This window comes from Methylophilus sp. 42, assembly GCF_000384155.1.
Taxonomy (GTDB): domain Bacteria; phylum Pseudomonadota; class Gammaproteobacteria; order Burkholderiales; family Methylophilaceae; genus Methylophilus.
In genome coordinates this window covers 1,387,640-1,412,269 of record NZ_KB913031.1, presented here as the reverse complement: position 1 = coordinate 1,412,269, position 24,630 = coordinate 1,387,640, and the positions used below count along the sequence as shown (strand labels likewise).

General features: G+C 50.3%; 32 protein-coding genes. 5 read left to right on the top strand and 27 right to left on the bottom strand.

Translation table 11 applies throughout. The annotated features are described in order from the left end of the window. Nucleotides 1–17 precede the first annotated feature (17 nt). The 4 genes from hflK to gltX form a co-directional block, all read right to left on the bottom strand. Nucleotides 18–1,208, bottom strand: coding sequence for an FtsH protease activity modulator HflK (hflK, locus tag MET42_RS0106980; RefSeq protein ID WP_019882150.1), 1,191 nt, complete (start codon nucleotides 1,206–1,208; stop codon nucleotides 18–20). Between the two features lie 27 nt (nucleotides 1,209–1,235). Further along, complete coding sequence (gene hflX / locus MET42_RS0106975; protein ID WP_019882149.1) at nucleotides 1,236–2,363, bottom strand: GTPase HflX; 1,128 nt, start codon at nucleotides 2,361–2,363, stop codon at nucleotides 1,236–1,238. A 3-nt stretch (nucleotides 2,364–2,366) separates the two neighbouring features. Then, a complete protein-coding gene (gene hfq, locus MET42_RS0106970; RefSeq protein WP_019882148.1) occupies nucleotides 2,367–2,609 on the bottom strand; it encodes an RNA chaperone Hfq in 243 nt (80 codons plus the stop codon). A gap of 110 nt (nucleotides 2,610–2,719) precedes the next feature. Continuing rightward, nucleotides 2,720–4,126 carry a glutamate--tRNA ligase gene (gene gltX, locus MET42_RS0106965; protein ID WP_019915234.1) on the bottom strand — a complete coding sequence of 469 codons (1,407 nt, stop codon included), beginning with the start codon at nucleotides 4,124–4,126 and terminating at the stop codon, nucleotides 2,720–2,722. A gap of 128 nt (nucleotides 4,127–4,254) precedes the next feature. Here gltX and MET42_RS14360 point away from each other — a divergent pair, with 128 nt between their 5' ends. Then, the gene (locus tag MET42_RS14360; RefSeq protein ID WP_198289763.1) at nucleotides 4,255–4,590 is read left to right on the top strand and encodes a hypothetical protein; all 336 of its coding nucleotides are present in this window, start codon (nucleotides 4,255–4,257) and stop codon (nucleotides 4,588–4,590) included. A 76-nt stretch (nucleotides 4,591–4,666) separates the two neighbouring features. Here MET42_RS14360 and rimO read toward each other — a convergent pair whose 3' ends face one another. From rimO to rluD, 6 genes are all read right to left on the bottom strand, one after another. After that, nucleotides 4,667–6,001, bottom strand: coding sequence for a 30S ribosomal protein S12 methylthiotransferase RimO (gene rimO, locus MET42_RS0106955; protein ID WP_019882145.1), 1,335 nt, complete (start codon nucleotides 5,999–6,001; stop codon nucleotides 4,667–4,669). A gap of 12 nt (nucleotides 6,002–6,013) precedes the next feature. Continuing rightward, complete coding sequence (locus MET42_RS0106950; protein WP_019882144.1) at nucleotides 6,014–6,931, bottom strand: ZIP family metal transporter; 918 nt, start codon at nucleotides 6,929–6,931, stop codon at nucleotides 6,014–6,016. Between the two features lie 110 nt (nucleotides 6,932–7,041). Further along, a complete protein-coding gene (locus MET42_RS0106945; protein ID WP_019882143.1) occupies nucleotides 7,042–7,467 on the bottom strand; it encodes a hypothetical protein in 426 nt (141 codons plus the stop codon). A gap of 11 nt (nucleotides 7,468–7,478) precedes the next feature. Then, nucleotides 7,479–8,126: an HAD family hydrolase gene (locus MET42_RS0106940; protein WP_019882142.1), complete on the bottom strand. Its 648-nt coding sequence runs from the start codon at nucleotides 8,124–8,126 to the stop codon at nucleotides 7,479–7,481. A gap of 291 nt (nucleotides 8,127–8,417) precedes the next feature. Further along, complete coding sequence (pgeF, locus tag MET42_RS0106935) at nucleotides 8,418–9,146, bottom strand: peptidoglycan editing factor PgeF (protein WP_019882141.1); 729 nt, start codon at nucleotides 9,144–9,146, stop codon at nucleotides 8,418–8,420. Next, nucleotides 9,146–10,255, bottom strand: coding sequence for a 23S rRNA pseudouridine(1911/1915/1917) synthase RluD (gene rluD, locus MET42_RS0106930; protein WP_019882140.1), 1,110 nt, complete (start codon nucleotides 10,253–10,255; stop codon nucleotides 9,146–9,148). Before rluD ends, pgeF begins: the two co-directional genes overlap by 1 nt. 47 nt (nucleotides 10,256–10,302) lie before the next feature. Between rluD and MET42_RS0106925 the strand changes: the two genes are divergently transcribed. Continuing rightward, nucleotides 10,303–11,136, top strand: a complete 834-nt coding sequence (locus MET42_RS0106925; RefSeq protein ID WP_019882139.1) for an outer membrane protein assembly factor BamD — start codon at nucleotides 10,303–10,305, stop codon at nucleotides 11,134–11,136. A gap of 77 nt (nucleotides 11,137–11,213) precedes the next feature. Here MET42_RS0106925 and MET42_RS0106920 read toward each other — a convergent pair whose 3' ends face one another. Next, the gene (locus MET42_RS0106920; RefSeq protein ID WP_232411373.1) at nucleotides 11,214–11,618 is read right to left on the bottom strand and encodes a hypothetical protein; all 405 of its coding nucleotides are present in this window, start codon (nucleotides 11,616–11,618) and stop codon (nucleotides 11,214–11,216) included. 114 nt (nucleotides 11,619–11,732) lie between these two features. On the opposite strand from MET42_RS0106920, the gene MET42_RS0106910 reads away from it, so the two are divergent. The 3 genes from MET42_RS0106910 to MET42_RS0106900 all read left to right on the top strand — a co-directional run bounded on the left by MET42_RS0106910 (nucleotide 11,733) and on the right by MET42_RS0106900 (nucleotide 15,792). Beyond that, nucleotides 11,733–12,245, top strand: a complete 513-nt coding sequence (locus MET42_RS0106910; protein ID WP_019882135.1) for a sigma-70 family RNA polymerase sigma factor — start codon at nucleotides 11,733–11,735, stop codon at nucleotides 12,243–12,245. 23 nt (nucleotides 12,246–12,268) lie between these two features. Continuing rightward, nucleotides 12,269–13,291, top strand: a complete 1,023-nt coding sequence (locus tag MET42_RS0106905) for a FecR domain-containing protein (protein ID WP_232411372.1) — start codon at nucleotides 12,269–12,271, stop codon at nucleotides 13,289–13,291. A gap of 77 nt (nucleotides 13,292–13,368) precedes the next feature. Beyond that, complete coding sequence (locus MET42_RS0106900) at nucleotides 13,369–15,792, top strand: TonB-dependent receptor (protein ID WP_019882133.1); 2,424 nt, start codon at nucleotides 13,369–13,371, stop codon at nucleotides 15,790–15,792. Between the two features lie 33 nt (nucleotides 15,793–15,825). On the opposite strand, the gene MET42_RS0106895 is transcribed toward MET42_RS0106900, so the two are convergent. The 16 genes from MET42_RS0106895 to MET42_RS0106820 form a co-directional block, all read right to left on the bottom strand. Continuing rightward, entirely contained in the window at nucleotides 15,826–16,062 is a 237-nt protein-coding gene (locus MET42_RS0106895) for an MliC family protein (protein ID WP_232411371.1), read from the bottom strand. A 74-nt stretch (nucleotides 16,063–16,136) separates the two neighbouring features. After that, nucleotides 16,137–16,469, bottom strand: a complete 333-nt coding sequence (locus tag MET42_RS0106890; protein WP_198289784.1) for a YnfA family protein — start codon at nucleotides 16,467–16,469, stop codon at nucleotides 16,137–16,139. Between the two features lie 67 nt (nucleotides 16,470–16,536). After that, nucleotides 16,537–16,944 carry a hypothetical protein gene (locus MET42_RS0106885; protein WP_019882130.1) on the bottom strand — a complete coding sequence of 136 codons (408 nt, stop codon included), beginning with the start codon at nucleotides 16,942–16,944 and terminating at the stop codon, nucleotides 16,537–16,539. Nucleotides 16,945–16,951: 7 nt separating this feature from the next. After that, nucleotides 16,952–17,257, bottom strand: a complete 306-nt coding sequence (locus tag MET42_RS0106880) for a hypothetical protein (RefSeq protein ID WP_019882129.1) — start codon at nucleotides 17,255–17,257, stop codon at nucleotides 16,952–16,954. A gap of 109 nt (nucleotides 17,258–17,366) precedes the next feature. Beyond that, nucleotides 17,367–18,566, bottom strand: a complete 1,200-nt coding sequence (locus MET42_RS0106875; protein ID WP_019882128.1) for a PQQ-dependent sugar dehydrogenase — start codon at nucleotides 18,564–18,566, stop codon at nucleotides 17,367–17,369. A gap of 188 nt (nucleotides 18,567–18,754) precedes the next feature. Further along, the gene (locus tag MET42_RS0106870) at nucleotides 18,755–18,982 is read right to left on the bottom strand and encodes a hypothetical protein (RefSeq protein WP_232411370.1); all 228 of its coding nucleotides are present in this window, start codon (nucleotides 18,980–18,982) and stop codon (nucleotides 18,755–18,757) included. Nucleotides 18,983–19,062: 80 nt separating this feature from the next. Then, a complete protein-coding gene (locus MET42_RS0106865) occupies nucleotides 19,063–19,701 on the bottom strand; it encodes a hypothetical protein (RefSeq protein ID WP_232411368.1) in 639 nt (212 codons plus the stop codon). A gap of 166 nt (nucleotides 19,702–19,867) precedes the next feature. After that, nucleotides 19,868–20,296, bottom strand: a complete 429-nt coding sequence (locus tag MET42_RS0106860) for an EamA family transporter (protein WP_019882123.1) — start codon at nucleotides 20,294–20,296, stop codon at nucleotides 19,868–19,870. A gap of 125 nt (nucleotides 20,297–20,421) precedes the next feature. Continuing rightward, complete coding sequence (aqpZ, locus tag MET42_RS0106855; RefSeq protein ID WP_019882122.1) at nucleotides 20,422–21,111, bottom strand: aquaporin Z; 690 nt, start codon at nucleotides 21,109–21,111, stop codon at nucleotides 20,422–20,424. Nucleotides 21,112–21,363: 252 nt separating this feature from the next. Beyond that, the gene (locus tag MET42_RS0106850) at nucleotides 21,364–21,732 is read right to left on the bottom strand and encodes a VOC family protein (RefSeq protein WP_019882121.1); all 369 of its coding nucleotides are present in this window, start codon (nucleotides 21,730–21,732) and stop codon (nucleotides 21,364–21,366) included. A 65-nt stretch (nucleotides 21,733–21,797) separates the two neighbouring features. Next, nucleotides 21,798–22,223, bottom strand: a complete 426-nt coding sequence (locus MET42_RS0106845) for a VOC family protein (RefSeq protein WP_029512355.1) — start codon at nucleotides 22,221–22,223, stop codon at nucleotides 21,798–21,800. Nucleotides 22,224–22,232: 9 nt separating this feature from the next. Further along, nucleotides 22,233–22,589, bottom strand: coding sequence for a hypothetical protein (locus MET42_RS0106840; protein ID WP_019882118.1), 357 nt, complete (start codon nucleotides 22,587–22,589; stop codon nucleotides 22,233–22,235). Further along, entirely contained in the window at nucleotides 22,582–23,103 is a 522-nt protein-coding gene (locus tag MET42_RS0106835; protein WP_019882117.1) for a GNAT family N-acetyltransferase, read from the bottom strand. Before MET42_RS0106835 ends, MET42_RS0106840 begins: the two co-directional genes overlap by 8 nt. An 84-nt stretch (nucleotides 23,104–23,187) precedes the next feature. Next, nucleotides 23,188–23,508 carry a quaternary ammonium compound efflux SMR transporter SugE gene (sugE, locus tag MET42_RS0106830; protein WP_019882116.1) on the bottom strand — a complete coding sequence of 107 codons (321 nt, stop codon included), beginning with the start codon at nucleotides 23,506–23,508 and terminating at the stop codon, nucleotides 23,188–23,190. Between the two features lie 105 nt (nucleotides 23,509–23,613). Further along, nucleotides 23,614–24,051, bottom strand: a complete 438-nt coding sequence (locus MET42_RS14580; RefSeq protein ID WP_029512354.1) for an SRPBCC domain-containing protein — start codon at nucleotides 24,049–24,051, stop codon at nucleotides 23,614–23,616. A 102-nt stretch (nucleotides 24,052–24,153) separates the two neighbouring features. Beyond that, nucleotides 24,154–24,612 carry a hypothetical protein gene (locus tag MET42_RS0106820; RefSeq protein WP_232411366.1) on the bottom strand — a complete coding sequence of 153 codons (459 nt, stop codon included), beginning with the start codon at nucleotides 24,610–24,612 and terminating at the stop codon, nucleotides 24,154–24,156. Between the last annotated feature and the right edge of the window lie 18 nt (nucleotides 24,613–24,630).

Here is a 24,630-nt window from a genome sequence, read left to right as displayed (position 1 = left end):
TATTCCTTCAGGGCAATCTAGCGATATTCACGATCGCGGCTTCTCATCGCATCACGCGAGCGATCCGAGGTGCTTGCGTCGGCTTGTGGTTCCTGCACCGGCTTGTCAGCCGTTGTCGCAGGTGCAGATGCCGCATTATTGCCTGCACCACTCATGGTCATGAGTTTATCCAGCGGCAAATACAGCAGGCTATTGCCACCCTTCTGGTCTACCAGCACTTTGCTGGTATTGGCTAAGATATGCTCTTGCGCATCCAGATACAGGCGCTGGCGTGTCACTTCAGGCGCTTTGTTATATTGCGACAGCACCTGCTCGAATCGGTCAGCATTACCCTTGGCTTCGTTTTCTACACGCAACTTGTAACCTGCCGCCTCTTCGGTCAAACGAGAGGCAGTGCCTCGCGCCTTAGGAATTACATCATTCGCATAGGCCTGGCCTTCATTCTTCTGGCGCTCCAAATCCTGCTTGGCTTTCACTGCATCATCAAACGCGGCTTGCACCTGCTCTGGTGGTTGCGCATTCTGCATGGTCACGTTAACCACATTGATGCCAGATTTATACCTGTCCAGCATGTCCTGCATCAGCTTTTTGGCTTTGGCCGCCACATCATCACGGCCTTCATACAGTACAAAGTCCATTTTGCTTTTACCAACGATTTCACGAATCGCGGTTTCTGCTACGCCACGTACGCTTTCTTCAGTCGAACGGTTGCTAAACTGGTAATCCTCAACAGACTTCAGGTTATATTGCACCGCAACTTGCAAGTCGATGATGTTTTCATCATCGGTCAGCATCAAAGACTCTCGGAGCTCTTTGCTGCGGCCAGACTCGCCTTCAAATGAGCGATAGCCCATTTCAATGGTACGCACCTGCTCCAGGTTAACGTTTTCGATGGTTTCAATCGGGAACGGCAAATGCCAGCGCGGACCAGGCATGGTGGTCTCAACATGCTGGCCGAAACGCAATACCACACCACGCGAACCCTGATCAACAATATAAAAGCCTGAGCCCAGCCAAATAAGCGCGACCAGGCCTAAAATAGGCGCCACTGGCAATGGTTGCGGTGCAGGTGAACTGCCACGTGGGCCACCCTGTCCGCCTTTGTTGCCAAACAAACGATTCAGCTTTTGATTCAAATCCTTGAATACCTCATCCAGGTCAGGCGGGCCTTCGTTATTCTTATTCCAAAAGCCGGGGAATTTTCTCATGCTAGTACTCCGTGTTTTTTTGATCTTTTAAACATAAGCACGCTCTTCAGTGCTCAGTTTTTTCAAATATTGCTGATGCTCCAACAACGCCTGGCGTAAATCATCAATACCAGTGCCTTCTCTAGCCGAGACGCGCACTGTACGGATGTTACCATACTCGTCTCTATCAATTCCTGGCGCCATGCCCATGCGGTCTATCTGGTTCAATACCAGAACCTGTGGGACATTGGCGGCGCCAATCTCGTTCAGCACAATGTTGACCTGCTCAATTTGATTATCGCGGTTAGGGCTGGCGACATCGACAATGTGCAGCAATAAATCTGCTTGTGCCGCTTCTTCCAGCGTCGCACCAAAGGCTTCAATCAGTGTAGTGGGCAAATGCTTGATAAAACCAACCGTGTCTGAAAGCACCACGGGATAGCCATCAGGCAGATGCATTTTGCGTGAAGTGGTATCAAGCGTGGCAAATAGCTGATCTGCCGCATAGACGCCAGAATGCGTTAAACGGTTAAACAAGGTCGATTTACCAGCGTTGGTATAGCCGACCAGAGACACGGTCATCAGGTTGGAGCGTTTGCGTGCACGCCGCTGCATCCCGCGCTGCTGCTTGAGTTTGTCCAGTTTTTCACGCAGTTGCTTGACGCGTACGCGCAGCATGCGTCTATCCAGCTCCAACTGTGTTTCACCTGGGCCGCCACGCACACCGATACCACCTTTTTGGCGTTCAAGGTGGGTCCAGCCACGCACCAGCCGTGTAGACAGATGCTCCAGCTGCGCTAGCTCTACCTGCAACTTACCCTCGTGCGACTGCGCACGCTGGGCAAAAATATCCAGGATGAGACCGGTGCGATCAACAACGCGTGCTTCGAGCAGTTTTTCGAGGTTACGCTGCTGCGACGGACTCAAATCATGGTTAAAGGCAGCCACCTTGCTATCGTGCGCTGCCAACAATGCCTTGAGCTCATCTGCCTTACCAGAGCCGATAAAATATTTGGGATCGGGTGCCTGACGCTTGCCTTCCAGCGTCGCTGAGATATTCAATCCGGCAGTGCCGGCGAGGTGGCGGAGTTCTTGCAAACTTTCTTCGTAGTCAGCATCACCAAAATTGACGCTGACCAGAACGACGGCATCTCCGCCGCTTGGCCTATCAAACATGCATTAAGATTCTTGTGCTGTTTCGTGTGGCGCCAAACTGACCGGACGCGCTGGAACGATGGTTGAAATCGCGTGCTTGTACACCATTTGGGTCACTGTATTTTTTAACAAAATCACATATTGGTCAAAAGAGTCAACCTGACCTTGCAGTTTGATACCATTAACCAGATAAATAGACACTTGCACGTGTTCTTTTCTTAAGGCGTTCAGAAAAGGGTCTTGTAACATTTGGCCTTTATTATTCATAGAATTGCTCCTTGTTTGTTTTAATCGTATTGGAGTTTTATTATCTTGAACACCAATCCCTCATAATGACTATGATTGTACTAATTTGTTCCAATTTCAATCCCCGCACCTTATTTTTTTGGAAATAATGCGCGAATACGCTGCAAACAAGCCTCTTTACCCAATATCGACATCACCTGATCAATGCTGGGTGACTGTGCAATCCCGATTAAAGCCACCCGTAATGGCATGGCCAATTTGGGAAATTTAATCTGTTGCTCAGCCACGACCTGATTTAGCGCATCGTGTAAGTTATCGGCAGTCCAGGCAGAATCTTGAGTCTTTTGCAAAAAGCTTTCGATATACGCAGATGTTTCTTCCTGAATGTGTTTGGTCGCATCTGCTTCATTGATCGCAGGCATCTGGTAGAAGAACGCAATTTCTTTTGCCAGTTGATTCAGGTTGTTAGCCCGCTCACGGTATAAATTCAGCACCGCCAGCAAGTCTGGCGACTGCGTTTCCGTGATACCCAGCGCAGCCAGGCGCGGCTTCACTTCGTCCGCAATTTGCGCTAGTGGCAAGCTTTTAATGTAATGTGCATTGAGCCAGTTGAGTTTCTCGGTATTAAACTGCGCCGCAGAAGGCGTGATATGATCAAGATCAAACCACGCACAGAACTGCTCCATACTGAATACTTCATCATCACCATGTGACCAGCCCAAGCGTGCCAGGTAGTTAAGCACCGCTTCACGCAGATAACCGTCTTCGTGATACTGCATCACACTCACGGCGCCATGGCGCTTGGATAATTTCTGGCCGTCATCGCCGAGGATCATGGACAAATGCGCATATTGAGGCACTTGCGCGCCCAAAGCCTGCAACATATTGATCTGGCGCGGCGTGTTATTGACGTGGTCATCACCACGGATCACCTGCGTCACGCCCATTTCCCAGTCATCGACAACCACACAAAAATTATAAGTGGGCGTGCCGTCAGCACGCGCAATAATCAGGTCATCCAGCTCGGCATTGGCAATCTCGATACGGCCTTTGACCATATCGTCCCATGCAACCACGCCAGTAGTCGGGTTTTTAAAGCGCACAACAGGCGGTACATCTTTGGGCGCCTCCGGCAAGACCTTGCCTGTTTCCGGGCGCCAGCGGCCATCATAGCGCGGCTTTACGCCCTGCTGCATTTGCGTTTCACGCAAGGCATCCAGCTCTTCTTTGCTGCAATAGCAATAATAAGCATGGCCTTCATCCAGCATTTTCTGGATGATTTTCTTGTAAGTATCCATGCGCTGCATCTGGTAAAACGGACCTTCGTCATGGTCCAGCTGCAACCAGGCCATGCCATCCAGAATCGCCTGCACCGCCTCTGGTGTCGAACGTGCGACATCAGTATCTTCAATACGCAGGATAAATTGCCCGCCATGGCGCTTGGCATATGCCCATGAAAACAAGGCAGTACGTGCGCCGCCAATATGAAGATATCCGGTAGGGCTAGGTGCAAAACGGGTTTTAACAGCTGATGACATGATGACTCTCTGAACGCTCAAGCCTGCCATTTTAACATGGCAGCCGCACTCCTGCCTGACTCCTAAGCTTGGTGCAAAATGGCCGCAACCAGATTGAAGCCAGCAGGCAAACGCGATATGATGCAGCCATGACGCAATCCCCTACTTTCAGCAACGATATTCATGTTGGCGAGCTTTATGGCAAACCTGCCGCACCTGGCCAAACCAGTGCGATTTATCATGTGGTCGCCGTGCACAAGCTAGGCATTACCTTGCAAAATATGGATAACCCGTTGAGCCAGTTTGAGACCACGGCCAGCAAATTACTGCAATCCGGCTATGTGCGTTTAAGCCAAACGCCTTATGTCAACCTGCAACAGGCTGGCAAACGCAAAACAGCGCAACAAAAGCTCAAGCGCTGCCCGTTTACGCTAGATGTATTTGCTGAGCGCGCCGATTGTGAACGACCGGCAGTGATCGCCTAAGCGACACCTACAATAAGAAAATGCCGCAATAGCGGCATTTTTTACGACTTGACCCAGCGGATAACATCCTGGCTGATTAACCCTCTGGCGGCGCACCAATCAAGTCGTGACCTTGCGAGTCCACAATCTGCACATCGACAAAGTCGCCCGGATTCAGACCATCAGCATCCTGCAGATAAACAATACCATCAATTTCTGGCGCGTCGCTTTTCGTGCGCGCGATAGCAATGACATTGCCTTCGTCGTCTTCAGTCAGCTCATCCACCAGCACGGTTTGCAGGCTACCAATCTTGGCAGCTACTTTAGCGGCACTAATACGCTCTTGCACTTCCATAAAGCGGCTTAAACGCTCCTGCTTGATTTCTTCAGCCACCTGGTCCGGCAAGGCATTCGCCACTGCACCATCGACGGCAGAATAGGCAAAGCAACCCACACGATCCAGCTGTGCCTCTTCCATAAAGTCGAGCAGCATTTTAAAGTCGTCTTCGGTTTCACCCGGGAAGCCGACGATAAAAGTACTACGGATGGCGATTTCAGGGCAGATATCGCGCCAGGCCTTGATACGCGCCAGGTTGTTCTCGCTACTGGCCGGGCGTTTCATGGATTTGAGAATGCGTGGACTGGCGTGTTGCAGCGGCACATCCAGATACGGCAAAATCGCGCCCTCCGCCATCAGCGGAATCACATCATCCACATGCGGGTATGGGTAGACATAATGCAAGCGCACCCACACACCCAGCTCGCCCAGTGATTTACTGAGTTCTGTCATATGGGTCCTGACCGGACGGCCGTTCCAGAAGCCTTTACGGAACTTCATATCTACGCCATATGCTGACGTATCTTGTGAAATCACCAGAATTTCTGACACACCGGCGTTGACCAGGCTTTCGGCTTCGTTGAGTACATCACCAATCGGACGGCTGACCAGGTCACCACGCATACTCGGGATAATGCAGAAGCTGCAACGGTGGTTACAGCCTTCTGAAATCTTGAGGTAAGCATAATGCTTGGGCGTCAGGCGGATGCCTTGTGGCGGCACCAGGTCAATATAAGGATCATGTGGCTTGGGCAGATGTGTGTGGACGTGGCCCATGACTTCTTCCAGCGCATGCGGGCCAGTCACCGCCAGTACGCTGGGGTGCGCACCGGTAACGACGTCTTTTTTGGCGCCCAGACAGCCAGTCACAATCACTTTACCGTTCTTGTTGAGCGCCTCACCAATTGCATCCAGCGATTCCTGCACGGCAGAATCAATAAAGCCACAAGTATTGACCACCACCAGGTCAGACTGCTCGTAGCTGTTGCTGATTTCATAGCCCTCGGCCCGCAACTGGGTCAAAATACGCTCGGAGTCAGACCCGGCTTTTGGGCAACCCAGCGAGACAAAACCGACTTTAGGCGAACTTTGCATAATGATTCTCTCTTAACCTTCTACCAACCATTTGGTCAGGGCGACCGATGCCACACCCAACACAATTAACAATAACTGACTCAGGGTATCGCGCAACGCCGTGCGTTTATGCAAGCCCGGAATCAAATCGGCCACGGCCACATACAGCATGCTGGCGGCAGCCAAACTGAGGATATATGGCACCCATTGCTGCACCAGGTTTAAGGCCAGATAGGCCAGTAAACCACCTGCCAGGGTTGCCAGGCTGGACCCTATATTAAACAAGAATGCTTTTTTCTTGCTGTAGCCGGAGTGCAGCAAAATCAGGAAATCGCCTACCTCTTGTGGAATCTCATGCGCAATAATCGCCAATGCCGTCACCAACCCGACTTGCATATCAACCATAAAGGCCGCACAAATCAGGATGCCATCGACAAAATTATGAAAGGTATCGCCAACCATAATCATCAAGCCACTGCGGCCGCCATCGTGGGCATGGCCATGATGATGCCCAACCACCTGCGCTGGCTGAGCCTGTGGCAATTTAAACTTGATCGCACCTTGCGGCTTCTTGCCTGCCTGCTGTTCCGGGTGCAACTCGGGACAATGTGCCTCATCATGCATGGCATGCATTTCACAGTGCTCACCGTGACAATGGCGCCATAACACCAGTTTTTCCAGGGTAAAGAACAGTAACACGCCAAACAGCATGGTGGCAGTCATCGCCTCTATATTGGGGCTGGTTTCAATCGCATGCGGCAAGATTTCGAGAAACACCGCAGCCAGCAAGGCACCAATGGCGTAACTTACCAACAAAGGCACCCAATGTTTTTTGGCATTGAGCGCAAAGATCGCTGCGACACAGACGCTTAAGACTCCACCCAGCAAACAAGCCAGCACCATGCCGGTAAAGGGTGAAATGTCAGAAAGTAATGTGGTCAAGGCAATCATGCAGTGTTTATCGCTGGAAGGCGCGCATTATACGTGAGTTATCAAAAAAACAAAGCATAAACAAATAGTTAACCTTTACCAGAAGCAAGGTTTTAGCAGGCGATCAAGCGCTAAATAAACTGCGCCACGATATAGCCAATGACAATACCGATCAATAAGGCCATGGTCAGTCCGCGATAAGTCAGCACATCACGTGAATAACCACGGCGAATCGCGACATAAGAAACCAGATAACCCATCGCATTCAGCAACCAGATAAAACCGAAACTCAACACTTTCACGATAATGGGACCAATCAGTGGTACCAGGCCGATCAGGCCTACCAGCCATACAAACAGCCCGGATACCAAACCGACCAGCACGGCCACGCCGGCTAACACGCGGGCATCCCAATCCAGATACATGCCCGCAGCGATTAATGTCGTCAGACTAACCACCAGCAAGATATTCGGCCAGACCCGTTGACCACTCAACAAAGGGTCGACACCCGTACTAAAGCTTGCCGGATGGCGCCGAACACGTAATCGTTTGAGCATAATGAAAAAGTCTATAAAGTTGAGATTAAACCAGCAAGGTCCTGCACCTTGGCGCAGCTATGCCAATGTGGTTTGCGCATGCCGACATCGCCCGCATAGCCCCAGCTCACCAGCGCAAAATCCATCTGGTTGGCATCGGCTGACATGCCGTCTTCCAGACGGTCGCCAATATACAAACAATCGTCTACCGCCAAACCGTTGTCTGCCACCACGCGCCCTATCATCTCGGCTTTGGATTTAAGTGCAGGGTTAAAATAATCCAATGCATACACGCCGTTGAAAAACGCCTGCCAGCCAAGATGCGCCATAATTCTTTCGGTCGGGTAAAAGCGCTTATTGGTCGCAATATATAACTGGTAGCCCTGTGCTTGCAGTTTCTGCAACATGGCTGGCACACCGTCAAACACTACGGACTGCAAACAGCCCGTGCTGTCGTAATGCTGCTTGAAAGCCGCCGCCAGTGTGTTTAATAAGGTAGCATCCTCGCTACCTGAAAGCCGCTTCAGCGTTTCCATCAGCGGCGGGCCGATCACATCATGCGTCAACGGTGCTGCCAAAGGCGTATTGGTGGTGCTAAACGCCAGACCAAAACAATGCAGGATGCTTGGCGCAGAATCAATCAATGTGCCGTCTAAATCAAAAATTAAATGCTGTTTCATAAAATACTGTGAGTGAATCGTTAGAATGACTTTTTTAGTTGTTTAGCCACAGAGGTCACAGAGTACACAGAGTACACAGAGGAAAACTAAAAACAATTTTTTGACTGATTTAGCTGAAAAACAGGTATTCAATGACGTCTTAATATTGCAAGACAGGCTCACTCAAAAATTTTTTCTATGTGTACTCTGTGTACTCTGTGTACTCTGTGTACTCTGTGTACTCTGTGTACTCTGTGTACTCTGTGTACTCTGTGTACTCTGTGTACTCTGTGTACTCTGTGGCAAAAGCATTTATTCCAGCCAGATAAAACTACCCATGCGGCCAGTATCCCCATCGCGCCTGAAGCTGAAGAAAGTCTCCGGCTCGCTATAGGTGCAGCGTCCACCACCATATACCTGCGTCACGCCTAATGTTTGCAAACGCTGCCCGGCAATGGTGTATAAATCGCCCAGCCACTTATCGCCTTTGGCTTTAAACGCAGACTCGGCTTGTGTATCTTGCGCCATAAATTGCGCCCTTACCTCACCGCCCACTTCAAATGCTTCCGGGCCAATGGCGGGCCCCAGCCAGGCCATGAGTTGATTAGCAGGCACCGGCATGGCAGCGATGGTCGCTTCAATCACGCCATCGCACAAACTGCGCCAGCCAGCATGAATGGCCGCCACGGCCGTTCCGGCCTGGTCACAGAGCAACACTGGCAGGCAATCTGCGGTCATGGTCACACACACCACCTGTTTACGGCTGCTGAAGCTGGCATCTGCACTTTCCAGGCAAGAGGACAAAGCGGCGTCAATCACCCGCACACCGTGCACCTGGTTCAACCATACCGGTTCGCTGGGCATATAAGCGCTCAATAATTGCCGATTGGCTGCCACATGCTGTGGCTGGTCTTTGACATGATCGCCTAAATTCAAACTGGCATACACGCCCATGCTCACCCCACCATTGCGTGTAGTTTGCAAGGCTTTCACATTGGCAGGTGCGGGCCAGTCAGGCGTGATGAATGCTAAGCCAGTCATTATTCGTCCTCGTCAGCCCAATCTTCATCATCCAATTCGGCGTCATCATCAAAGTCGTCGTCGCCCCAATCTTCGTCATCGTCCCCGACAAACAGACCGTTTTCATCGACATTAAAATCCGGGGGCGGCAGTTCTTCCACCGGCTTGACCACACGCATGGCTTCCAGCAACTCACGCATATCGTCGGCCAACTCAATCTGCCATTCCATCGGCTCATTGGTGACCGGGTGTATCAAACCCAATTTAATAGCGTGTAACGCCTGGCGTTTAAAGTTGCCAATCACCTCGCGCAGTTCTGGCGTCATCATTTTGTGCGGAATAATATTGCCGATGCCATACATCGGATCCCCCACCATGGGCGCTTTTAGATGCTGCAAATGCACGCGGATCTGGTGCGTACGGCCGGTTTCGAGGTTACAGCGCAGATAAGTGTTGGTGCCAAAGCGCTCGAGGATTTCGTAATGCGTGATGGCCGGACGGCCGCGACGGATCACCGCCATTTTGGTACGGTGGTGCGGATGGCGGCCAACCGGCTGGTCGACTTTGCCGTTACGCCATAACTGCCCCCACACAATCGCGCGGTATTCGCGCTTGACCGTACGTGCCTGCAACTGGCGCACCAGGCTGGTTTGTGCTTCCAGCGTTTTAGCCACCACCAGCAAGCCGCTGGTATCTTTATCCAGCCGGTGCACAATACCTGCCCGCGGCACTTCTTTGAGTGACGGCCAGTGAAACAGCAAAGCGTTGAGCAGCGTGCCGCTCCAGTTACCGGCAGCCGGATGCACCACCAGCCCGGCTGGCTTGTTAATAATGATCAGGGCATCGTCTTCATAGACAACATCCAAGTCAATATCTTCAGGCTCAAATGCGTTTTCCTGTGCATTTTTAGGTGGCGTGACGACCAGCGTCTCACCGCCCCAGACTTTGGTTTTAGCTGTTGGTGCTTTGCCATCCAGCAAGACCAGCCCTTCTTTGATCCAAGCCTGTAATCGGCTGCGAGAATGATCCGGCAACATTTGCTGCAAAGCCAGATCGAGACGCTGCCCGCCAAGATTGCCAGGAACGACCAGATGTAAGGAGGCGCTTTCTTTCATATTTTCAAACAGCATCAGTTATAATGCCCTGAGTTTCCTTTGATAAAACAACATTAAACAACATGCTTCGCATTTTACCGCTTAACACCCTGTTCACGCGTGCTTTTATTTTGATCACCGCGCTGGCTTTGAGTGCTTGTGCCATTTTCGGCAATCCGAATCCGCCAGATGAGACCAAGGGCTGGGCAGAACAACGCCTCTACGCTGCGGGTCAGGAGAAAATGGCCGACAAAAACTACGACAAAGCCATTGAGTATTTCCAGAAACTGGAAGCACGCTATCCGCATGGCGCCTATGCCACGCAAGCGCAGCTGGAAGTGGCTTATGCCTACTATAAAAAATCTGAGCCAGTGCTGTGCTTATCCGCCGTTGACCGTTTTATCAAGCTGCATCCTAACCACCCTAACCTCGATTACGCCTTTTACCTCAAAGGTCTGGCGACATTTAACGAGCGCGGCATTATGGAGAAATACACCAAGCAGGAAATCAACGACCGCGACCCGAAAACCTTGCGCGTCTCATTTAACGCATTCAAGGAACTGGTTGAGCGCTTTCCGACCAGCCGTTATGCCAAAGACTCAACGCAGCGCATGGTATATCTGGTCAATACACTGGCCATGCATGAAATGCACGTGGCACGTTACTACATGCAACGCAAAGCCTATGTCGCAGCACTCAACCGCTCCAGATATGTCTTGGAAACCTACCCGAACTCCAGCTCAGTGGAGGATGCCCTGGTGACCATGATTAGCGCCTACGATGCGATGGATATGGCGGACCTGAAAGGTGATACATTGCGTATTTTGAAAACCAATTACCCTGAAAATCCGATGATCACCGGCAAAATTAATGAAGATGAAAAAGTCTGGTGGAAATTCTGGGAGAGTTTGTACTAAAGCTGTTTATTTAGTTGCTTATTTAGCACCCAAAAAAACGCCAGTCAAGCTGGCGTTTTTTATTGCGTCAAACAACACTATTTAAGCCCTTGATCACAAGCAAAACCTTCCGCGCGCTCTGCCGCAAAAGCTTCTCTCTCAAACGGATGATCATAGTAAGCATGTCGGCCACACAATAGCTGCCACAACCCTGCCAGCAAATAAGCTGGAATAAAAAATATCCCCCAGCGCTCAGCTTGCTTGACATGCACATGTTCGTGCGTGCGCAGTTGATCCAATACACCAGGCGAACAGCCGATAATCACATGCCCCAAGGCCATGGCAGCGAATCCACCCAGCTGTAACATACACGTTGCCATCCGGCCACCATATACCTCAACCACGCCATGGCTGATGCGTACCTTCGCCCCTAATAATATCCACAGCAGACCAGCAACCAGGCCTATCAAGGTCGTTGGTAATGCCCACAAAAAAACAAGCATGCGTATCATCATAGATGCCAATCATACAGAATGCCTGTCACCCGTGCTTGGTTGACAGTCGTATGCTCCATGCATATCATATGAGAATAGTTATCATTACATAAACAATCCCCCATGCCCGCAGCGGATGCTACTCCTCAACAAGCGCTACGCACTTTTTATCATACGCACCACGCTTGGCTGGTCAATTGGTTAAAACGACGTCTTGGCTGCGTTCATCATGCGAATGATCTTGCACATGATACGTTCCTGAAGCTGGTTGCCAAACCATCCACATTGACGCACATTCAGGAGCCACGGGCTTTTTTGAGCACCGTGGCGCATGGGCTGATGGTGGATCAATTTCGCAAAAGCGCATTAGAACAAGCCTATCTGGACGCGATCAGGCATTTACCAGTATCCTTGGCGCCCTCCCCAGAAGAGCATCTTGCCATGCTTGAAATCCTGCTACAGATAGATCTCTTATTCCGTGGACTAAAACCGAATGTGCGCAATGCTTTTCTGCTGTCGAAACTGGAAGGACTGACCTATCCTGAAATTGCAATGCGACTCGGTATTTCCTTGCGTACGGTTGAAACTTACATGGCCGAGGCACTACGCCACCTATTAACCGTGCCGCGCGCTTAATACATCCAAAGCAAACTCGCCCTATGTCTACACTCAACGCTCGCCCAATCAGTACATCTGCTAGCATCCCCCCTGACATTATGGATGAATTGATCGCCTGGTCAGTCAAGTTAAATTCAGGCACCGCAAGCGATGTTGACCAGCAGCGCTTTCAGGAATGGCGGGCTTTTGATCCCATGCATGAACACGCCTGGCAAACACTGCATGCCATGGAGCAAAATTTCACAGCTATTCCAGCACACGCCAGGCAGCTTGTCGCGAACACCATTACGCGTGCTGATGCACAAACTATCACGGCAAAGCCGCGCAAACCTAAACTCAAAGCGTTGGCGATGACGACGGTCACACTGCTTACAGCCGCCTTACTGATCAATCAAGTTTCGCCATGGCAACAGCCAATACACTATGCTACCCACATTGGTCAGCGCGCGACGTTCCAACTGGCAGATGGCACGCAACTCATGCTGAATACCAACTCCAGTGTAGATGTGCGCTATACCCTGTTGAAACGTGAAATTGTGCTCAACCACGGTGAAGTCTATCTCATCACCGGCCACGATACTGACGCGTTGTTTGGACGTCGCCACTTCTGGGTCAATACGGCGCAGGCAAAATTTGAAGCCATAGGCACCCGCTTTTCGGTATACCAGCAAGCAAGCACCACTCAACTGCATGTGGCCGAGGGGATTGTGGCCATGCATGTCGCGCAGCAGCCAGAAATCCGTGCATATGCTAATGACACCTACCGCATGCAAGGGGCAAGCGCTTTACCAATTAAAACTGAGTCATCGCATTCTGACCCAATGGCTTGGGTAGATGGCGTCATTATCGCCAAACAAATGCGCTTAGAGCACTTGATGACCGAGCTCTCACGTTATCAGACACTACCACTCAGCTATGAAGACAATACCGGCAACCTGGTTGTATCTGGCGTATTTCAGCTCAATCGTAATGACCCGGCCGAACATGCTTTACAAACATTGGGCCACACCTTGCCTATCCGCATCACCCGGCAGCACGGGCAATTGCTTATCAGAAAAAAATAATTCCAATAAATCTGCGGGTTTTTGCCCAGTTATTCGGCATAGGGTTATTTCTCTCATTTTCACAGAGGTTTAACGCAATGCCTGGGCAATCACATCAACAAACACCATTTTTCCGCAAACATATTTCAACCGCCTTGCATGCGGCATTGATTGCAAGTGTGAGTGCTGGTTTCACGGCCACCTACTCCAACGCGGCCTATGCCGAAGAGAACCAGGTATTTGACTTCAAATTACCGGCAGGCAAGCTTGAAGATGCTCTCAATGCCTTAGCAAAACAATCAGCAATTACCCTGACCTTTGATGCAAACCAGGTCAAAGGCAAAACGGTGCCTGCCATCAAAAAGTTGTTAACGCGCGAGCAAGCCCTGCAACAATTGCTGAAAGATACCGCTTTAGAAGCCAAAGCCACGAATGGCGCCATCATTATTGTGCCAAGGCCAGTCGCTGCACACACCGACACCTTACCCGAAGTCAATGTCAGCGCAAGCCGTTCACGCGCCACTAACACCCTGTCTCAGCCCTTTGCAGGTGGCCAAGTGGCAAAAGCCAGCCGTATGGGTATTCTTGGCAATGTCGATATTTTTGATACCCCATTTAGCACACAAAGCTACACCGAAGAATTCGTGCTTGACCAACAAGCAAGACGCCTGGCTGATATTATTGCTGCAGATCCTTCTACCCGCAGCGCCATGGCGGAATATGGCGACAGTGAAACCTACCATATTCGCGGATTTCCTTTATTCACCAACCAGGTGGGTATTAATGGTTTATATGGCATGACCGACTTGCGCCGCATTGCGCCTGACTTCTATGAACGGGTCGATGTATTAAAAGGCCCTGCTTCCATGCTCAATGGCAGCAGCCCATTTGGCGTCACGGGTGGCAATATTAACTTGGTCTCAAAACGCGCTGGCGACACGCCGCTTAATCGTTTCACCGCCAGTTATATTTCAGACAGCCAGTTTGGCGGACACCTTGATCTGGGTCGCCGATTTGGTGAAGACAACGCCTGGGGCGTGCGCCTGAATGTGCTGGCACGTGATGGCGACACGCCGATCAGCCGCCAATCAGACCGCATGCATATTGGCTCTTTGGCGGTGGATTATCGCGGTGAAAAACTCACCGCCAGCTTTGACCTGGCAAGCCAGGATCGCTTAACCCGAGGCTATTCAGCTAACATTACTTATGGCTCAGGTTTTGCGTTACCGCGTGCCCCGCAAAATGATAAAAACTTTGTCAACGACTGGGAGTTCTTTAAAGGCGACTCACATTATTGGATGACAAAATTCGAATACGAATTCACGCCCGCCCTGACTGCTTACATTAACTACGGGCAAGCCAAAGGCAATGAAGAATATTTTTATGCGGGCTCACAAGGACGCCGCATCATCAACAGCGCAGGCGATTTCACCGCACGTGTCGGTGGTTATCGAGGCTGGTATGAGGTTGACACCTACGAGGTAGGTTTGCGTGGTTTTAAGCAACTGGGCAGTGTCAGCAACAATTATGCGCTTGTCTACAACGACTTTAACCGTACCGCTGGGGGTGCCGTCGCACATGCCACGGCGCCATACACCGGCAATATCTATCAAAGCCCTAATCTGCCTAAACCCACGGTCAATTTTGGCGTGATTCCACAAAACGGCGACTTGCAATTAAACAGCATTGGCCTCATCAACACCTTCGGTTTTGTGCAAGACAATGTGTTACTCACCTTGGGTGCACGTCAGCAAACACTTTACAGCGGGATTTTTAACAACGGCTCTAAAGTAAATGCTTATGATGAGAGCAAAGTCACACCAACGACTGCGCTGCTGGTTAAACTCGGCAATTACTCTTTGTATGGCAATTACAGTGAAGGCTTATCTCAAGGCGCTATTGCACCCAGCACAGCGTCCAACCCTAACGAACAGTTGCCGCCATTTGTCGCCAAGCAACATGAGGTTGGAGTGAAATATAATGCCGGAACCTTTGGTGTCACTGCCGCCGTTTTCCAGATTACGCAACCCAATGTCTTTACCACTACCGCCGGCCGTCTGGTCGATGACGGCGAACAACGCAACCGTGGCCTGGAACTGTCAACCTTTGGTCAACCCTTGAGTGGACTACGCCTACTTGGCGGCGTCACTTTTATTGATGCAGAACAAACAAAAACACTCAACGGCATCAACAATGGCAAAGATGCGATTGGCGTACCTAAAGTCAATGTGGTGATCAATGGCGAATATGATATTTATGCGCTCCCCGGTTTAACGCTGACTGGCCGAATTTCCAGCTTTAGCGAAGCACAAGCGGATAATGCCAATACACAAAGCATTCCCGGATGGACTACCTTTGATGCAGGTGCACGTTATGTCACACACTTCTCGGGCAACAAAGTGACGTTACGCGCCAATGTAATGAACCTGGCGGATAAAAATTACTGGAACTCAGTATCGCGCAGCTTTATTACCATGGGTGCCCCACGCACGGCCCTGCTTTCAGCAACAATAGACTTTTAATGTCACACAAAGGCCTGCCGAGCAGGCCTTTGATTATCTGGCCTGGCACTGGATGGGCAGCATGCGGCCAATCTCTACCGTCAAGGCATTGCCTTTACCGCGGATGGTATTCGGCCCGTTGCTGTAGATAAATCCTGAACCGCTGGGCTGCTGTGGCAGGCTGATTTCACTTTGCTCACGCATCAGCACCGCACTGGCAGGCTCAGCCACAAAGCGTACACGCAATACTTCGCCATTCTGGCAATCAAACACCACTGCCTCGGAGCTCACTACCGGCACCTTGACAGCACATCCCGCAAGTACCGAGGCAACACATGCACTGCGCAGAAAAACCATCGCCAAACTCATACTGGCCTCGGCGCAAACATGATAATAGCCATACCCAACATAGCGACGGCCACCCCCAGCATATCCCAGCCGGAAGGTTTAATGCCATCCACCAGCCACAACCAGATAATCGCGACGCCGATATACACACCGCCGTAAGCGGCATAGACACGCCCAGCCGCCGTTGGGTGCAGCGTCAGCAACCAGGCGAACAATGCCAGGCTGAGTGCCGCAGGCACTAATAGCCAGGCACTTTTACCGGCCCTTAACCACAAATAAGGCAAATAACAGCCAACAATTTCAGCGACGGCGGTCAGTGCAAATAGAAATAGTGTTTTCAGCAAAAGAATTCAATTCCAGAGGATAGGCGAGCTATTTACTCGCCTGAATGGGGGAGTCTAAGCAGCAACGCTGTTTTTATGCACATTCTGCCGCATCGGGTACGCTCTTCGCAACGCGCCTGTATTGCAGCCAGTAAAGTAATACCCCAGCCGCAAGATTAAACATCGCCTGTAATAAGGGCAAAAACAGAAAAATAAGCCCTTCCTGTGCATCAGGATACATGAGCAAGGTCTGGCCATATACCCATACAACGACCAGCACTTCGAACACGGCAAACCTCAACCATTGTTTCTGGATATCACAGCGGTGAAAGAAATACCTGCCAGCAAACAGAATGACATAAGGCATCACCGTCCACAAAGTGATGAGCAACCCTGCGCGCTGGCTTAAAAAACGTAAACTGCTGGCGGCAATAATCTCAAAGCAAACCGCCAATATGGCGCCAGCCAAGGCCACCAGCGATAGTTTTTGCGTAGGTTTCATCACACGTTCAAGAAATTTGCAGCCATCGGTAGTTACTAATTTTGCCTGGTGGCAAATCAAATGAGCGCGCACCGGACAGGGTAAATGACGCACCAAAAGAAACAGATGCAGGCGCATCCAGCACTGCAGTTGGCCGGGTTTTATCCACCACGAGCACCTCCACCTCGCTCGGCGAGGACTGGTTGCCTGCGTCGTCTTCAACCACCAGACGGAAGCGATGCCGCCCCGGTGGCAGAGGGTTCGTCGCATCTACCGTGACTTCAATGCTGGCCGTGTTGGTTTTGATTTCCTGCCCTGGGATAAACTTTGCCATACCACCCTCCCTTTGTCGCAAAAGACGTGTGAACTTACCTGCCTCACAATGTATGACAGATTGCATGCACGGGCAAGGGACAGTTTTGAAAGCAGCGGCGCAAGCCGAATTATTCCTGCTCTGAAATCAGCAATTGGTTATGGTCTGTTTTGAGGTAAAAAGTACCGTTCTGGTCAATCTGGATCGCACGTATACGATAGCCGCTCAATACCGGCTCGGCATAGACCAGAGACGTGCCCTCTTTGCGCACGCGGTACAAGGTGGTATTGCCCATGCCAGCAACAAACAGATCGTTATCCCAGAAGTCATTGCGGCCGGTGGATGGATATTTTACCAAGGGACCGATACCGATCGAAGGCACAAACGTCATCGCTGGTTTTTCGTAGCCTTCATGGCTATTAAACTTGTTACCATAATAGCCGCTCATGCCATCGCGCTCATAGATCGTGCCATAACTGACAATCGGCCAGCCATAGTTTTTGCCGCGTTTGATCAGGTTAATTTCATCACCGCCACGGGGGCCATGATCGGTGAGCCATAGCTCATTGCTTTCACGGTCAAAATACAAGCCGCCTGAAGGCGAGCGGAAACCGGAAGCATAGACTTCAGCATTCAGGCGCTGCAAATCAATACGCACGACTTTGCCTAAGGAGGTCGTTTTGTCCTGAACACGGTCTGGCTTGGAAAAATCGCCGAGGCTAAGGTATAAAGTACGCTCATTCTCACCCAGCGCCAACTTGCCGCCTACCTGATGGCCTAAAATTGGTTCTTTAATGGCTGGGCGGCTGATATAAATCTCACGGTCAAAGCTGACTTCACTATTCTCGACGTCGACCTCAAACTCACTTACGGCCAGCCGCACACCATTACTTGCCTCATCCCAGGCGGTATAAGCCACATAGAGGGTTTTGCCCACCAGCAAAGAGTCTTTCACACCAGACAATTCCCGGCAATACACCAACTGCTTACTGCTGCTTTCGTCAGCCGAGGTTTCGCCGCCAGGGATAAACTTAGCCAAGGGTTTGCCTGGCTTCACCAACTCCATGCTGTCGTTCTGGCGCACGAAAAACACTTCGCCACACTTGCTGATAAACAGGAATAGTTTTTTATCCAGCCGTTCAAAAGGACCGGACGGATACTGATCTTCAAAGGGTAATTTGTATTCCTTGAGGGTTTGCGTGCCAAACACAGAACTGATCCTGGGTGGCTCGGGGGCTTTGTTGGCTTCTTTATCAGCCTCAGCCGCCTCGCTTCCAGACAGCAACAACCTGGGCACCACATCTTCACCGGCCAACGCCGTGACTGGCAATACACAACTTAGACACAAAGCAATAATGACACTGAATGCCCCAAGGGCAGCGTTCGCGATTGAACATCGCTGATTAGAATAATGCAAAACAAGACTCTCCGTTAGCTAGCTTCTTTTCGAGTCCCCCATCCAAAAAAAGTTTACAAAACCTTATTATTTAGGATTTAATACTAATATAAATCAATAATTTATTTATTTTTGTTAATGTAATTTGTAACTATTATTTTCAACAGCAAGGCCAAAATCATCACGCCCCAGGCAGCCAATGTCAGCTTGATAAACGCCGCAAATGCATCCTGCTGACAAACCGCTTGCAAGAAAGAAAATGTATCCTCACAGCCAAAGGCAACCACCGCAAAAGCGAAGCCAGGCCCCAGATGCAAAATACTCAAACCATAAATCAAACCACGTAACAACTCAGACTCCAACCATAAAAATTTAAAACGCTTTATCCTTAAGACAATATGCCTCTAATATGCCTCTGGGCAACAGTGACTTACTGCATGCCTTTAAATATCTGGTAAGTGCCACCCGTGTAATTACCTTGAAATGAACTGGCCCTCACGCCGGCAGCGACTTCCATTTCGAACGGCACGCGCTCATAAGCATAAAAATAGCGCCCTTTTTGCACGCAACGATCACAAGGGCTATTGTCGTAACTATACACGTCAACTTGTGCATCGCCGACCCCTTGAATGCGCTGTTGGTGATACCCGGCAAGAATCACTTTCTCAATCACCACGCCAGGCGTGGTTTTAATCTGCCAGGTGACCCCCTCATAGGCCATCAGGCCTAAAATAATCGGCGTCGTCTCATCACTGACATTCACGGTAATCGTGCGCTGATCTCGTCCAGGATTTAACAATGCCTGGCACGTATTCATAATGGAAGGTTCTGATTTAACTGCGGCCTCGTTCATCGCCTGGCACTGCGCCCACCATGGTCGTTTATCCGCGGTTTCCGGCAGCTGCCCCTGGTAAACGCCGATCACATGCAAAGCCGCTTGTGAGGCGGATTTGGGCTTCACAACAGGCGCCTGGGTGATCGTGCTAGGCACTGTGCTGCAACAACTAGCTGCCAGCAGTGGCAGGCAGGCAACAAACAGATAGGCCATTAATCGACGCTGATTCGTCATTCTTACTCTTTCTGGTCTGCGAAAACAGATCACTCATTCAAAGTGATTGATATCATAAAAAAAGCCCCTGCCGGGGCCACATGGTTTGCAATAGCCAACCCTGTTTATAAATGAATCTCCCAGCTTTGCAATAGCCAGTTTGAGCTATGCCTGTGTGAATGTGTCGCTAACGTTTGATTGCCAGCACCAGCACACCGACAGCCACCAGCGCTAAGCCCAGCCACTCACGTGCATTTAAGCGCTCGCCCAAAAACAGGCAGGCAAACACCGCAACCAGCACCAGGCTCAGCTTATCCACCGGCGCGACCTTGGAGGCTTCGCCCAACTGCAGCGCACGAAAATAGCAAATCCACGAGCCTCCAGTGGCCAAAGCGGATAAGCTGAGAAAAACCAGTGAACGGCCGGGTAGCGTGAATGGATTACTCCATTTACCCGCCAGCCAGACGAACGGGGCCAGCACCAGCGTAATCAGCACCGTACGAATCAAAGTCGCAAAATCAGAGTCTATGCCCTGAATACCGATCTTGGCAAAAATGGCCGTCAGTGCAGCAAAGCAGGCCGACAGCAGCGCCCAGAACAACCATTGACTCACCATAAATGCAACTCCCAAATTTTGTAAGAGACCAGTATAGCAAGTGCGCTCATGGCTGTTAAAGAGATGACGTTTGCATAGAAATTAAAAAGACCGGCCGTAGCCAGTCTTTTTTAACTAAAACATGATTAAGCTTTCTCGCTACCGATAAAACGGTAAATGACTGCACCTAACACTGCGCCTATAATCGGCGCCAGCCAGAATAACCAAAGCTGTGAAATCGCCCAGCCATCAACAAACACGGCCACGCCAGTGCTGCGCGCAGGATTCACCGAGGTATTGGTGACCGGGATAGAGATCAAATGTATCAAGGTTAAACACAAACCAATCGCGATCGGTGCGAAGCCTTGTGGTGCACGTTTGTCGGTGGCACCCATAATCACAATCAGGAACATCATGGTCATGACCACTTCGCTCACAAACGCTGCCTGCAGGCTATAGCCGCCAGGGGAATGCGCATCATAGCCATTAGAGGCAAAGCCTGCGGTCACATCGAAGCCCGCTTTGCCGCTGGCGATCACATACAATATGCCACCGGCCACAATTGCGCCCAATACCTGCGAAACAATATACGGCAGCAATTCTTTGGCCTGAAAACGGCCACCAGCCCACAACCCGATAGACACGGCCGGATTCAAGTGACAGCCAGAAATATGCCCAATGGCAAATGCCATGGTCAGCACGGTCAAACCAAACGCCAGTGATACCCCCAGCAAGCCGATCCCTACATCAGGAAAAGCCGCTGCCAATACGGCACTACCACAGCCCCCTATCACCAACCAGAATGTGCCAAAAAACTCTGCGACATATTTTTTCATTGCGCCCTCTCCTTTTTTAAATAGCCGATGATTTACTCAACATGCCCGTGTACTGACTCGACATCTGGTACCCACTCATAGCACGTTGTGCGCTCAATATAGCAAACTATCGCCCCTGCAGATGCGATCTGTTAAAAAATATTAAATAGCACTATCCCAATATCACATGCCAGGCATCACACCCGCCCAAAATAAAAAAGGCCGGCAACTGCCGACCCTTCAAAATCCCCTTAACCATCATATGGTTAATGATCAATCCACATTTTGCCCAATGCGCCACAACACACCGGATGGATCGGCAATACAAAAATCACGCATGCCCCAGCTTTGCAACTGAATCGGCCATACTTTTACACCATAGGTCTGAATAATGCCGCTCTCTTGTATTTTGTCCCACCAGGCGTCGACATCATGCACCAGCAAATGCATCATGAAATTCTCGGCCAGGTTATCCGCACAAAAATCCTGCAACAGAAAGCTCACATGCGCATAATGAAAATAAGCCACGCCGCCACCTTCTGACGCCATGGTAAAGCCCATGTCTTTATAAAACTGCTTGGAAAGCTCGAAGTTCTTGGAGGGAACAAAGGCTTTGATTTCTGTGACGGTGAGATTAGACATGATGAGATTTCCCGGATTTTTTGCTGATTAGCCCGCTAGTTTGAACAAATTCTATTTTAAAAAAATTATGCCACCTCAACAACCCAGGCCGGGTTCCAGACCACTTCCCAGACATGCCCATCCGGGTCCTGAAAGTAGCCCGCATAGCCGCCCCAGAACGTCTCGTGTGCGGGTTTGATCACTCTGGCACCAGCCGATAGTGCTTGCGCCATGACATGATCGACCTCTTGTGCCGAAGACACATTATGCCCCAGCGTAAACTCAGTCGCGCTGGAAGGCGTCAAAGCCAGTCCGGTATCATGGCTAATGCTCTTGCGTGGCCACAGCGCCAGTTTTAAACCAGAAGCAAGCTGAATAAACACCACGGCACCATATTCATACTCCTCGCCAATAATGCCTTCGGTTTTAAAGCCAAGTCCCTCTCGATAAAACCGTAATGACCGCTCAAGGTCCTCTACGCCCAACGTAATCACGCTAATATGCGGCTTCATTGCCATGGCCTAGTGCTTGCGCGCATGCTGGCGACTCACCTGTTGGCAAAACGCAGCGGTTTTCGATGTATCTTCAGGCTCGATATCAGCCTCAAACGCATCCAATTTATTCAGAATCTCTTTTCTGCCACGGTATTTGCGCTTGAGTTTGGCGAGCTTGTCATCCGTCCCTACACAAGACTGGCACACCGCCTGATCAATATCGGCTTGCCGTTCTTCATCGTAGCCATATTCTCCGCGCCAATGGTCACAAGCCTCGCGCTGTTCCACAAACAGCGTCACGTCTTTGGGTAATGCACTACCTGCACTTGCTGCACCGCAAAAACAAAACAAAGCGAGTGAATAAACGCTCAAAGTCTTAGCCATCAACAGGGTGCTCCGGTGTGTCGAGGATATATTGATAAAACCCCAAATCCAGCCAGCGGCCAAACTTGAAGCCAGCTTGCCTGATGGTACCGGCATGGGTGAAACCAAGCCGCTTGTGGAGCGCAATACTACCTGCATTTTCTACATCTATGCCACCCACCATCACATGTACCTGTTGATCCCTGGCCGCGGCCATCAACTGCTGCATCAGGGCTAGCCCCACGCCTTTGCCGCGATGTGCCGGATGTACATAGACTGAATGTTCTACCGTATATTTATACGCAGGCCAGGCACGGAAGGTGCCGTAGCTGGCAAATCCCAGCAGCACACCCTCATGATTCACCGCGCCAATCACCGGAAAACCATGCAAGGCTTTAGCCTCAAACCACGGCACCATGGCATCCAACACACGAGGTTTGTAATCATACAGCGCTGTCGAATGCAGAATCGCATCATTGAAAATATCAAGGATTTGCTGCGCATGCGCCTCATGCTTACAAGCAACAAACTGCAAGTGGCTCTCCCAAACGACACCAGCGGCATTTGCGCTGGTTATTTTTGAATCACAGGGAGCGTATCACGCCCCCTTCAATAAAAATTATGCAGGCGTTGCAAACTTCAAGCCGATAATGCCGACCACAATGAAGGCCAGGCTGATCAGCCGTAAAGGATGTGCCGACTCTCCCAGCAGCACAATGCCGAGGATCACCGTGCCGACTGCGCCTACGCCTACCCAAATCGCGTAGGCAGTGCCCATGGGCAAAGACTTCATCGCCACCCCCAGCAAACCCAGGCTAATCACCATAGAAAGCACGGTGCCAACCGTAGGCCAAAGTCGTGTAAACCCTTCTGTGTACTTTAAGCCGACCGCCCAACCAATTTCAAATAACCCAGCAACCACAAGAATGACCCAGTTCATAAACACCTCACAATGACATAGGGCCGTCCCCAATTGAAGAAAGCAGTGAGGTCGTCCCCACGCCATACGAAGCATATCACCTCAAACGGCATAGGCGAAGTGCACTTATGCGAGCTTGCTCAGCACGCGCGTCAATCTATCCAGATTTTGTTCGTTGGCTGGCTCGACAATATGCCTAACAGCTTGGGCAGTCTCAACATCCGCAAACGCTTGCGCCCAACTCAGCTCAGTGCCATTGGCTACTGCAGTCAGCTTCACTGTCAGTGTAAATAACGGTGCACAAACATGCTCAATCACAATTTGGCTATTCGGCTCAAGCGCAGCAAACACGCTTTCATTCGGATAACGCTGACCATCCGGGCCATGCATCACAAACGTCCACTGCCCGCCTGCCTTAAACTCGAATACCTCAAATACATTATTGAACCCTTCCGGTCCCCACCATTGAGCAAGCAACTCTGGAGATGAAAAAGCAGCGTAAATAGCTGCTGGGGAGAATGGCAAAACCCTGGAAGTAAAAATGACGCTTTCTTCAACTGACATACGATCACTCCGAAGTTATCAAAACTCGTGAAGCTTAACGTTTAAAGTAAGGGGCTGGCTTTAGCCAGTCCCACTTGATGGATGCCTTAAGAAATGCACGCACTAGACATCAAAGCTACCATCCCAAGGCTTGAAGAATGCAAAGTCGTTTGGTAGCAGATGCACACTTTCATAATTTTCTTCAGGCTTAGATGCATCTACGAGCCCAAAAGTAAAACCGTCAATCTGAACTGAAAACTGCTCTACCTCGACATCACAAAATTGATGATTTTTAAGGCCAGTTACCATCTCATCGCGAATTTTTCTTGCACAAGGCATGAAAACATTCTCACCGTCAGACTCTGTACCAGCGAATATAGCCTCAGTTTTTAGATGTCTGCCTTCTGCTGTGAAGGTATGTAACACGGCATACCAGCGCTTTTGCTTTTCCCAATTTTTAGGTATTGGAATAGGTAACGTTGCTGTAATTAAAGCCATGAACTGGCCTTGATCATATTTGCCAATTGTTTTCGTGTAGTAATCTGGAATTCTTTTAATTTTTATTTTAGACGGAACAGCCAAAATACTCTCTCCAATTTG

Excerpts from the sequence above, each read along its gene's own strand:
- MET42_RS0106945 (WP_019882143.1), bottom strand. The coding sequence starts at position 7,467 with ATGCTCAAACGATTACGTGTTCGGCGCCATCCGGCAAGCTTTAGTACG.
- rluD (WP_019882140.1), bottom strand. The coding sequence starts at position 10,255 with ATGCTGTTTGAAAATATGAAAGAAAGCGCCTCCTTACATCTGGTCGTT.
- MET42_RS0106900 (WP_019882133.1), top strand. The coding sequence starts at position 13,369 with ATGCCTGGGCAATCACATCAACAAACACCATTTTTCCGCAAACATATT.
- hfq (WP_019882148.1), bottom strand. The coding sequence starts at position 2,609 with ATGAATAATAAAGGCCAAATGTTACAAGACCCTTTTCTGAACGCCTTA.
- MET42_RS0106845 (WP_029512355.1), bottom strand. The coding sequence starts at position 22,223 with ATGAAGCCGCATATTAGCGTGATTACGTTGGGCGTAGAGGACCTTGAG.
- sugE (WP_019882116.1), bottom strand. The coding sequence starts at position 23,508 with ATGAACTGGGTCATTCTTGTGGTTGCTGGGTTATTTGAAATTGGTTGG.
- MET42_RS0106880 (WP_019882129.1), bottom strand. The coding sequence starts at position 17,257 with ATGGCAAAGTTTATCCCAGGGCAGGAAATCAAAACCAACACGGCCAGC.
- MET42_RS0106885 (WP_019882130.1), bottom strand. The coding sequence starts at position 16,944 with ATGAAACCTACGCAAAAACTATCGCTGGTGGCCTTGGCTGGCGCCATA.
- aqpZ (WP_019882122.1), bottom strand. The coding sequence starts at position 21,111 with ATGAAAAAATATGTCGCAGAGTTTTTTGGCACATTCTGGTTGGTGATA.
- hflX (WP_019882149.1), bottom strand. The coding sequence starts at position 2,363 with ATGTTTGATAGGCCAAGCGGCGGAGATGCCGTCGTTCTGGTCAGCGTC.
- MET42_RS0106940 (WP_019882142.1), bottom strand. The coding sequence starts at position 8,126 with ATGAAACAGCATTTAATTTTTGATTTAGACGGCACATTGATTGATTCT.
- pgeF (WP_019882141.1), bottom strand. The coding sequence starts at position 9,146 with ATGACTGGCTTAGCATTCATCACGCCTGACTGGCCCGCACCTGCCAAT.
- MET42_RS0106950 (WP_019882144.1), bottom strand. The coding sequence starts at position 6,931 with ATGATTGCCTTGACCACATTACTTTCTGACATTTCACCCTTTACCGGC.
- MET42_RS0106865 (WP_232411368.1), bottom strand. The coding sequence starts at position 19,701 with ATGACGAATCAGCGTCGATTAATGGCCTATCTGTTTGTTGCCTGCCTG.
- MET42_RS14360 (WP_198289763.1), top strand. The coding sequence starts at position 4,255 with ATGACGCAATCCCCTACTTTCAGCAACGATATTCATGTTGGCGAGCTT.
- hflK (WP_019882150.1), bottom strand. The coding sequence starts at position 1,208 with ATGAGAAAATTCCCCGGCTTTTGGAATAAGAATAACGAAGGCCCGCCT.
- MET42_RS0106850 (WP_019882121.1), bottom strand. The coding sequence starts at position 21,732 with ATGTCTAATCTCACCGTCACAGAAATCAAAGCCTTTGTTCCCTCCAAG.
- MET42_RS0106920 (WP_232411373.1), bottom strand. The coding sequence starts at position 11,618 with ATGCTTGTTTTTTTGTGGGCATTACCAACGACCTTGATAGGCCTGGTT.
- gltX (WP_019915234.1), bottom strand. The coding sequence starts at position 4,126 with ATGTCATCAGCTGTTAAAACCCGTTTTGCACCTAGCCCTACCGGATAT.
- MET42_RS14580 (WP_029512354.1), bottom strand. The coding sequence starts at position 24,051 with ATGTCAGTTGAAGAAAGCGTCATTTTTACTTCCAGGGTTTTGCCATTC.
- rimO (WP_019882145.1), bottom strand. The coding sequence starts at position 6,001 with ATGCAAAGTTCGCCTAAAGTCGGTTTTGTCTCGCTGGGTTGCCCAAAA.
- MET42_RS0106905 (WP_232411372.1), top strand. The coding sequence starts at position 12,269 with ATGTCTACACTCAACGCTCGCCCAATCAGTACATCTGCTAGCATCCCC.
- MET42_RS0106860 (WP_019882123.1), bottom strand. The coding sequence starts at position 20,296 with ATGGTGAGTCAATGGTTGTTCTGGGCGCTGCTGTCGGCCTGCTTTGCT.
- MET42_RS0106910 (WP_019882135.1), top strand. The coding sequence starts at position 11,733 with ATGCCCGCAGCGGATGCTACTCCTCAACAAGCGCTACGCACTTTTTAT.
- MET42_RS0106840 (WP_019882118.1), bottom strand. The coding sequence starts at position 22,589 with ATGGCTAAGACTTTGAGCGTTTATTCACTCGCTTTGTTTTGTTTTTGC.
- MET42_RS0106925 (WP_019882139.1), top strand. The coding sequence starts at position 10,303 with ATGCTTCGCATTTTACCGCTTAACACCCTGTTCACGCGTGCTTTTATT.